This is a genomic window from Amycolatopsis azurea DSM 43854, assembly GCF_001995215.1.
GTDB lineage: Bacteria > Actinomycetota > Actinomycetes > Mycobacteriales > Pseudonocardiaceae > Amycolatopsis > Amycolatopsis azurea.
The window spans coordinates 1-7,679 of the sequence record NZ_MUXN01000044.1 but is presented as its reverse complement, the minus strand read 5'-3'; the positions used below and the strand labels follow the sequence as shown (position 1 = coordinate 7,679).

Annotated in this window: 10 protein-coding genes; 5 read left to right on the top strand and 5 right to left on the bottom strand. The window is 64.2% G+C overall.

Going from position 1 to position 7,679, the window contains the following annotated elements; genetic code table 11:
* Nucleotides 1–236 (top strand): hypothetical protein (locus B0293_RS44070; protein ID WP_211284421.1); only part of this gene is annotated, 236 nt, incomplete at its 5' end.
* 9 nt (nucleotides 237–245) lie between these two features.
* A complete protein-coding gene (locus tag B0293_RS43635) occupies nucleotides 246–410 on the top strand; it encodes a hypothetical protein (protein WP_005168384.1) in 165 nt (54 codons plus the stop codon).
* Nucleotides 411–439: 29 nt separating this feature from the next.
* On the opposite strand, the gene B0293_RS42315 is transcribed toward B0293_RS43635, so the two are convergent.
* From B0293_RS42315 to B0293_RS43440, 4 genes are all read right to left on the bottom strand, one after another.
* The gene (locus B0293_RS42315; protein ID WP_143254780.1) at nucleotides 440–1,024 is read right to left on the bottom strand and encodes a hypothetical protein; all 585 of its coding nucleotides are present in this window, start codon (nucleotides 1,022–1,024) and stop codon (nucleotides 440–442) included.
* 117 nt (nucleotides 1,025–1,141) lie between these two features.
* Nucleotides 1,142–1,594, bottom strand: coding sequence for a hypothetical protein (locus B0293_RS44065; protein ID WP_052014640.1), 453 nt, complete (start codon nucleotides 1,592–1,594; stop codon nucleotides 1,142–1,144).
* Nucleotides 1,595–1,678: 84 nt separating this feature from the next.
* On the bottom strand, nucleotides 1,679–3,493 hold the full coding sequence (locus B0293_RS44610; RefSeq protein ID WP_005168385.1) for a hypothetical protein: 1,815 nt from the start codon (nucleotides 3,491–3,493) through the stop codon (nucleotides 1,679–1,681).
* On the bottom strand, nucleotides 3,433–3,618 hold the full coding sequence (locus tag B0293_RS43440; protein WP_143254779.1) for a hypothetical protein: 186 nt from the start codon (nucleotides 3,616–3,618) through the stop codon (nucleotides 3,433–3,435). Before B0293_RS43440 ends, B0293_RS44610 begins: the two co-directional genes overlap by 61 nt.
* Before the next feature lie 363 nt (nucleotides 3,619–3,981).
* On the opposite strand from B0293_RS43440, the gene B0293_RS42305 reads away from it, so the two are divergent.
* The 3 genes from B0293_RS42305 (at nucleotide 3,982) to B0293_RS42295 (ending at nucleotide 7,176) form a co-directional block, all read left to right on the top strand.
* Nucleotides 3,982–4,839, top strand: coding sequence for an ALF repeat-containing protein (locus B0293_RS42305; RefSeq protein WP_052014643.1), 858 nt, complete (start codon nucleotides 3,982–3,984; stop codon nucleotides 4,837–4,839).
* Nucleotides 4,840–4,875: 36 nt separating this feature from the next.
* Nucleotides 4,876–6,543 (top strand): nucleic acid/nucleotide deaminase domain-containing protein, encoded by a 1,668-nt coding sequence (locus tag B0293_RS43435; RefSeq protein WP_077241523.1) that lies wholly within the window; start codon nucleotides 4,876–4,878, stop codon nucleotides 6,541–6,543.
* 186 nt (nucleotides 6,544–6,729) lie between these two features.
* On the top strand, nucleotides 6,730–7,176 hold the full coding sequence (locus B0293_RS42295; RefSeq protein ID WP_077241522.1) for a hypothetical protein: 447 nt from the start codon (nucleotides 6,730–6,732) through the stop codon (nucleotides 7,174–7,176).
* A 171-nt stretch (nucleotides 7,177–7,347) separates the two neighbouring features.
* Here the strand turns inward: B0293_RS42295 and B0293_RS42290 are convergent.
* Nucleotides 7,348–7,679: transposase (locus tag B0293_RS42290; RefSeq protein WP_143254778.1), on the bottom strand; the 332-nt coding region annotated here is incomplete at its 5' end.

The window sequence follows — 7,679 nt, the reverse complement described above, 5'->3', positions numbered from 1 at the left end:
GGACAACCGGGGGAAGCTCATCACCCGCCGCAGAAGCAGCGGCAACGAAACACAACGGCCGCTACACCAACAACCGGCTCCGCAAATCACTCACCTACCTCGAGCAACAAGGCCTCATCGTCCGGACAACGCACGAGCAGAAACCTGAGATCACGGTGACCAATCGAGCGGCCCTGCTCACGCTCCGCCGACTCTGGGACAAAGTGCACTTCCCGCTCGGTGACACCGACCTGTAGAAATCGCGGTTGCGCGCTAGGTTCTTCGCGGCATCAGTCGCCGGATACAACAACCTGGCCGGCGTCGACCAGGTCTCCACCCTGTTCGCCAGGGGCAATCAGGTCCTGACCGACTTCATAGCCGTGCAGGCGACGCTGAGTGCAACACTGATGGGCATGCAACGGCAACTGTGAACACCTCCGGAACCGCCAGTGAGATGACTTCAGGGAATGATCGAACCGAACCAGGGTGTCAATCCGACAACAAGGATCAGCAACGTATACACCCAGAACGAGCGATCGGCAGGTACTTCCATAGGGGCTTGCGTAGGAAGATCGACGGTGTGTGCGGCCGCCATGGCTTCCTGCAGCACCTGCTGGTGGTGGTCGGCCCGGCGGGCGTAACGAGGGGACAGTTTCGATAGCAGCCATGGTTGATCGAACTCCCAGGACACGGTTTCCGCGCTCGTGATGAGGTTGATTCGGCTGCTTGCTACCTGGATGTCGTTGATGTCATGCCAGTTGATATGTCGATTACGAAAGGCATAGACCAGGTCGACGCCGTGAGAGTTCCATGTCAGGCGTGCGCGCAGGCCGCCTCGTCGGATGAGTTCCAGCAGCACCACGGCCAACGTGAGCGATATTAAGAGAGGCGGAACCGCAAGTCCCTCGAGAGCGTGATCATAGGGAACGTACGAGGCCAAGATGGCGACGATAGCGGCAGCCAGCCAGTTGATGAGCCGGCTTCTCCTGATCTGACCGTTGATGTCCATACCAAGGTTCAATTCGCACCCTACCGACGTGATCATCCTTACGTCGGTGCTCGGGGTGTTCGACCGCATCGAGCACCCCGAGCACCGGTTCGTCATGTTACCTGCCGAGTCTTGCGACGAAGACCTACCTGAAGGCGATACTCAGGTCTCCGCTTACCGGTAGCGGTTCTTGAATCTGACCTGTTTCCGGTGCCGGAAGTACCTGCCTACCGCCCAGAAGCGGGACGGGCTGGAGCTCCTCTTGGCGTTGCCATACCTGGATACGAAGCCACCACGGGCTCGATGGCTCGCACTGACAGGGAATTTGACTTGTGCGAACCGGGAGATCCCGAATCCCATCGCTCCGCGTGCGGCGCCACCGAGAATATGCCGGACCGGGCTTTCGCTGCGGTGGTTCGCTGCCCAGTTGGCGGCACCGAACCCGGCTCCGGCCAGTGCCCCGACGCCGACCGCGCAACCTACACCGGCCGTGCCCACGCAGACGGCACCGACGACGACGCCGACCGCGATACCCCGGACCCATGGGTTGTCGAGTGCCTTGCGGCCGAAGTCCGCCGCTTTCTCGAGCCAGGACCACCACTGGCCGTTGAGGTCCGTTTTGTTCATGGGGTCGGCGATGACGTAGTCGTAGTCGTAGGCGGAGCCGCCTTCGACGGGGTCGACCGACAGGAATCGGCCGAGTATCGGGCTTTAGGGGCGGGCGCCCATCTGGACCAGAGCGAGCGCGCCGGCATGTTCGAAAAGCCGCTGGTGTTGTCCGAGCCAGCCGTTGTCCATCTGGCCGGGCTCGTTGTCCGGGACGTTGTCGTTGTCGACGGCCCCGGCGGGGTTCAGTGGCTCGCCGTAGGGCGTGTAGGCCCGTAGGTCCCCGACCTGTTTCCCGGTGTTGTCGGTGGTCAGGACGATGTCGCCGCGAACATTGGGGATATCCCAGGTCGGCGCGACGCCGGTGTTCGCGGGGAGGCTGTACAGGACTCCGCCGGGCAGGCTGATGGTGCGGGTGAGGACACGTTTATCGGGTCCGAGGGTGAGGTCGGACCCGTCGCCCGGCGCCGTATAGGAGTAGAGAATCTGGGCGGCGGTGTCACCTTGGGTGGCCGACCGGGTGGTGATCCGGTCTGTGGCGTCGCGGACGTAGGACAGGTCCGCGGCGTCGGGACCGGTAACGCGTGCCGTCAGGTTGCGGTCGGTGGAGTCCCAGCCCAGGTAAGTGGTGGAAGCACCGTTGGTGAACTGAGTGGTGTTGCCATGGGTGTCGTATCCGAATCCGGTGATGCCCGTGGCGCCTGTGGTGGCCAGAAGGCGGTCGGCGGCGTCGTAGCAGTATCCGGTTTCCGCGGTGCCCGCCTCCGTTTGGTCGAGCAGGCGGACGCGGTTGGTGTTGAGTCCGGCGTTGGCTTGCGTTCCGGTCGGGCAGTTCGCGCCCGCGGTCGAGGTGAAGTCGTAGGTGTAGTGGTGTCCTCTGACGTAGGCCTCGGTCATGCGGCCGACGCTGTCGTAGAGATAGTTGGGGCCATCCGGGCGGGCGTCGACGCCGTCGAGTGACTCGTCGATGATCGTCCCAGCCCGGGTACGGGCCACCCGTGAGACCACGGTCTTGTTGTCGCTGGTCTTCCAGGTCAGCCCGGTGGCCTGGCCCGCGTTGTTCTTCTCGACACCGGTAAGGGTCGCACCGTTGGCGTAGGTCACGGTCGCCGGTTCACCCGCCGCGTCGTAGGTCGAAGTCGCCAGGGCCGTAGTGCCGAGTTTGGTGGTGAGGATCCGGTCGGCGTCGTCGTAGGTGGTTGCTGTCAACTGCGGCTGGTCGGCTGAATCCGGTGGGGTGACCTTCTCCTCGACACCACGCCCCGCGAGGTCATAGGCCGATTCGGTCCGGGTCCCGTGTACATCGGTGTAGGAGACCGTGCGACCGAGCAGGTCTGTCCGGGTGGTGATGGTGCCATGGACGTCGGCCACCGAGGTGGTGAGCGGGTCGCCGCCGACCGCATAGTTGGTCGTGACCGTCCGTTCCCCTTCCGCGGCGTTGGCGGGGATCTTTTCAGTGATGGCACGGTCGCGGCTGTCGTACGTCGTGCAGATCCAGTCGCCCGAGGTGGCCTTCGCCACCACCCGGCCGGACGCGTCGTAGACCTGCTCTTCGGTGCGGGCCGTGCCGGTCGCGGGATTGGGTCCGGTCGTGAACTTCTCTCGGCTGGCGGGCCGTCGGTCAAAGCTGCGGCGCAGACCGCGTTGGATCGCGACAACGTCGACGCGCTCCGGCTGTTCATCACGCGCGAGTGGGAAGTAGCCGAAGCTCGCGATCAAGAAACAGCGAGTATTGCCGAGTTGGTCGCCGCGGCCACGGTTGCGGGGCGGCAGGCCGCAGAAGAAACGCAGGCGGCCAAAGATTCCGCTGAGAAGGCTCTGGCTGAAGCGGATCTGGCGCGGCAGGCGACCGAACTCGCTCAGCGAGCGGCCGAAGCGGCGAAGGACAACGCCGCAGGTGCCGCGGTAGCGGCCGAGCAAGCCGCTGACGCGGCCAACCGCGCCGCGAGTGCGGCGGTCAGCGCGATCGGGGCGGCCAACGCGGCGTCGGCGGCGGCGCGTATCGCGGCCAACGCGGCCACACGGGCGGCGGCGGCTGCTGTCAAGGCGGGAAGATCCTCGTCGACCGCGTGGCACTTCGCGGCCGCCGCCAGAACCGATCGTGGACGTGCCGGGGATGCCAGCAAGGCTTCGATCGATGCGGCCGACGCCTCACGAAACGCACAACAGGCCGTCCAGGCACTCGACCTCGCCCAGACAGCCCTGGGGAAGGCCAAGGAGGCCGTAGACGCAGCCGGGTCGGCAGGGCAGAACGCGACAAAGTCGGCCGACGCAGCGAAGGAGTCCGCACGCGTGGCGCAGGTGCCGACGCGTCAAAGGCCGAAGCTGCAGCAGCGGAATCCCGGCGGCAGGCGGATCGTGCCAACCGTGCGGCCGCTTCCGCGCGAGCATACACGGTCGAAGCGACCGTGGCAGCCCTGATCGCGCGAGACCTGGCCTTCCGGGCGGCTTTCGACGCGGGTCTCGCCGCAGCGGCCGCAGAAGAAGCAGCCGCCCATGCCGGTGAAGCCGAGAATGCAGCCCGGCTCGCCACCGAGCACGCGAACGCGGCCAGCGCGGCAGCCCAGACAACCATCGATGCCGCCGCCCAGGCCAAACGGCTCTACGACGCCGCCCGTAAGGCCGACGACGAACGGATCGCCCTTCTCGCGGAGCAGGCCACAGAGTCCGCCCGAAAAGCGGCCGCAACGCATGACCGCCTGGGACTGACCCGAAAGTGGAACGCAGCTCAAGAAGAGCAGCGTGACGCCGAGACTAGGCAACTCTTGCAGGCGGCCAGCGCGCCGGATGCCGACCCCGCCCTGGTGGTGGCCAACGGGCGCAAGGTTGCACTGCGCCTGGTGACCGTTGGGGGTTCCTGGACGAAGGCCGCCGCGGAAGGCGCGCTCGCCGGCACCGAGCCGGAAGTCCGGGAATACATCAAGGCAGGTCTCGCGCGGGCTGCGGCGTTGGATGACCGGGACACGATCCGTGAGCTGATCGCGGACGGCTCTCCTGCCAAGAAAGAAGCGGGCGAGCGGGCTCTGGCAGGTACCGACGAGGACGTCAAACGGTTCCTGGCGTCACCGACCTACGCTGGTCAGGATGCCGAGTACCGGATCCTGGTCAACCAGGCCCTGGCCGCCGCTCGTCAGCGTGGCGATGCCACGGTCGCCGCAGCCGCACAGAAGGCACTGGACAGCCAGGACATCGCTGCGTACCGGCAGTTTCTCGACACCGGGCAGAACATCGCCCGCGAGAACGACGATCGGATCACGCTCAATTAGCTCATCGCCAATCCGGCGACCGGCCCAGAAGTGCGGATGCTGTCTCAAGCCGCGCTGGACGGCTCCCCCAATCTCGTCCGTGTCTATCGGGAAAGCGGTCAGTATATCGCCGCCCGACACGACCGAGAGGCGGCCGCACACCAGGCCGCCGCCGCCGGGATGGTGGCAGAGATCACCGCGGTCGCGGCCACAGCTTCACAGAACGCCGAGACGGCTCAGGCGGTCGCGGCTACGGCACGTAACGCCGCAGCAGAAGCCACCGACCACGCGAACCGCGCCGAAGACTTCGCCGACGCTGCGCGCGGCCATGCGCAACGTGCCCGAGAATCGGCCAATCAAGCGGAGGAATCCGCTCGCCAGGCCGCTCAATCGGCAGCCGTGGCGCAACAAGCCGCAACCCGTGCCTCACAATCCTCGGTCAGCGCGACCCGATCAGCGATCTCCGCCAGGGGCTCGGCCAACATCGCGTTCCGCCATGCGCGCAGCGCCGAGAGTGCCGCGCGCGCGGCGTACCAGGCGGCAAAGGACGCGGGCGCCGATGCCAACGCGGCCGTCGCCGCCGCCCACGATGCCCGCAAGAAGGCGATCGACAGAGCGAACACGGAGATCGCCGACGCCCGGGCAAAGTTCGAAGCCGACGCCAAAAAAGCATGTGAAGCCGTACCAGCAGGCCCGGACCACGACGACTGCATAAACCGGGCCAACCGGATCAACCGGATGATCGCCGACCCCAAAGGCGAATCCGAACGCAATGTCGCGATCTGCAACCAATTCAAAGGTCACAGCGAAGTAGCATTCAACAACTGCTTGAAGGGTACCTACAACCCGGCGCTCACCTATCTGATCAACAAGGCGATCGCCGATGCACAAGACGAGGCGGACACCGAGCAATTCTGGATCACCGCCGGAGTCATCGTCGCCACCGTCGCCCTCGTCGCCGTCGGGCTGTACTGCGCAGAGGTCTGCACCGCACCAATGATCGCCGGGCTAGCCGGCCTGGAAGCAGGCTTCCTCGCCGAAGCCGCCGGCGCAGGGCTCCTCATCACCATCGGCGCAGACCTCGCCACCGGCTTCGCCGCCGAAGCACTACTCGCCTCCAGGGTCGCCGCACTGAGCGACGCAGCTTTCCTCAGCGGCATCGCGGTACGGTCGAGTCTGGCACAACTGGATCTGAGATTCATCGGGCAAAAGGCCGGTAAGTGCATCACCGGACTCGCCAAGGCACGCGAGAACGCCACCGTTGCGGGCAATGGCCTGTGTCTCAAAGAAATTCAGTACGGACGATGGGGTGATGAACTCGGCGACCTTGCCTACCTGTACCGCCGGACTGTCGGCAGCATGAACCCTGGAATCAATGTTGCGGTTGCCAAGTTGCCAGGCTGGCTGGATCCCAGATTTGGCGACGAATACATTCGCGCCTTCAGTGGTAGCGGTTTGCACTCCGAGAGGCGGATTATCGCTGAGATCGACAAGCAGATCGCAGAGGCGCGTAAACTTGACCCTAACAACACTGCGCTGGATATCAAGAACATCACTGAACTCTTCACTGAGCGCTCTCCTTGTGAGGCATGTGCGAAGTTTCTCGAAGGACAATTAAGTCCTGAGACGCTCGTCAAATACGGTGTGTATTATCTCAAAGAGACAGAAAATGAAACCCAAAATCTTTTAGCTCTGTTAAGGGAGAGGGCAAATGGCGGCAGATAATGCTCATACTCTGACCTAGCTACCGCCTTTCGTGCGGACCCTGGTCGCCGAGCGTCCGGTCACGTTTACCGCCGCCAGGGTCCGCACGACAGAAAGCGATCGACTTCACTTCTTTAACCGGTTCAATACAGTGCTAGTGTTACGATGACGCCGTCAACCGTAAACCGTCTCGCGACAAGGTGAAAAGTGAGCAGTCCGTTTCCTTTTATCAAACAGGCAGAGATCGACGATGACCCTGTTTATCGCGCGCCGGACGATGCGATCGAATCCTGGAAGGACTTGGCCGAACAGGTACGGGCCGAGCTAACACGGATGGGTTTCGCCGCGTCGGTCGTACCGAACGGCGACCCTTTCGACCTACCCCCAGGAGCACATGTCTGGGTGCACAGCATCCACCCCTTTGGGGTGACGTTGGACTGGGTGGCACCGGTGACCAACAGTCCGGCCTACCGGCAGAAGGCTCTCGTCCAGGACACAAGCGGATTATTTAGCTACGTGACCAAAGCAAACGGGATTGCCCTCCAGGCAATTCACGCCACCTTACTGGTGGCCGGTTTCGACGCCCAGATCGACGATGCCGAAGACAGCGTTCGCTACTTCAGAGTTCTGGCGGCTCCAGCGCATCCGATGTGAGACCCCGCGCCGCGACCGCACCTCAATGACCCGCCCAGGCGTCGACGATGATGGTCACGAGGTCGGGGTAGCGAGATCGGCGACGTTTTGGCACGAAGGGTTTGCGCATCCAATGCTCAGGCCAACCTTGCCGCCTCTCAGTGTCGCGCGGGTCTTCCTTTAGAGCGTGTCTTACGTGGTGAGTTTTCGGAGTTTCTTGTGGCAGCTGAGGGCGGCTCCGAGGGTGAGGAATGCGAGGAAGTGTTCGGCTTTGCGTTCGTAGCGCAGGGTGAGGCGGCGGTATCCGGTGAGCCAGGCCATGGTTCGCTCGATCACCCAGCGGTGCTTGCCGAGCTTGTCCGCGGATTCGATGCCTTTGCGGGCGATGCGGACTGTGATGCCGCGGTCGTGGACCCATCGTCGGAGAGCGATCTGGTCGTAGGCCTTGTCTGCGTGTAGCTTGGCGGGCTTGCGGCGTCGCGGGCCGCGGTGGGACCTGACCGCGGGGATCGCCATCACCAGGG

Bases quoted from the DNA above. Each gene is read 5' to 3' on its own strand.
- B0293_RS42315 (WP_143254780.1), bottom strand. From the start codon at position 1,024: ATGATCACGTCGGTAGGGTGCGAATTGAACCTTGGTATGGACATCAAC.
- B0293_RS44065 (WP_052014640.1), bottom strand. From the start codon at position 1,594: ATGAACAAAACGGACCTCAACGGCCAGTGGTGGTCCTGGCTCGAGAAA.
- B0293_RS43435 (WP_077241523.1), top strand. From the start codon at position 4,876: ATGCTGTCTCAAGCCGCGCTGGACGGCTCCCCCAATCTCGTCCGTGTC.